The following is a 492-nucleotide window of genomic DNA, read 5'->3' as shown; positions in this document are numbered from 1 at the left end:
GGTTCGATCCCCTGGCCACCCATAACTGTAAGAGATAAGATTTCGATCTTATCTCTTTTTTTATTTTTAAAATTAGTCTTTGTAAATGTTTTCTTGGTAAAATGAAAGAAAAGAATATATCAAGGGGGCTTTACAATGAACGAAGCTGTATTTTTCAATCCTGGGGATGCAATTGCATCTTCACATGACTTTAAAGAGGCACGGCGCAGTGCACAAATTATTAAAGCAGAACGCCCTACTGGTCGACAAATTGTAATTGCAGAAAATGATAAGAACGGCGTTTATGCTGTCTACTATGCCGATAGTGCTAATCAAGATCATAGTGGAATTGCTCACCATATTAAGGGAAAGATTTAACAAAAAGTCACTTTACGTGACTTTTTTTATTTTTTTCAAAAAAATACTTGTCAAAAGCAAATTCAACTGGTAATATATTTAACTGTCAGCACGAGAGCTGATGAACAAATATGGGTGGCTAGCTCAGCTGGCAGA

1 protein-coding gene is annotated in these 492 nt (G+C 36.0%); it reads left to right on the top strand.

Features of this window, described 5'->3' with window-relative positions:
* The first annotated feature begins 135 nt into the window (after window positions 1-135).
* A complete protein-coding gene (locus FC57_RS10470) occupies window positions 136-357 on the top strand; it encodes a hypothetical protein (protein WP_007127072.1) in 222 nt (73 codons plus the stop codon).
* The last annotated feature ends 135 nt before the right edge of the window (window positions 358-492 follow it).

The sequence above is a fragment of the Lactobacillus ultunensis DSM 16047 genome (assembly GCF_001436305.1).
In the GTDB taxonomy this organism is placed as follows: domain Bacteria; phylum Bacillota; class Bacilli; order Lactobacillales; family Lactobacillaceae; genus Lactobacillus; species Lactobacillus ultunensis.
This window is presented reverse-complemented; position numbering and strand designations above follow the sequence as displayed.

Excerpts from the sequence above, each read along its gene's own strand:
- FC57_RS10470 (WP_007127072.1), top strand. The coding sequence starts at position 136 with ATGAACGAAGCTGTATTTTTCAATCCTGGGGATGCAATTGCATCTTCA.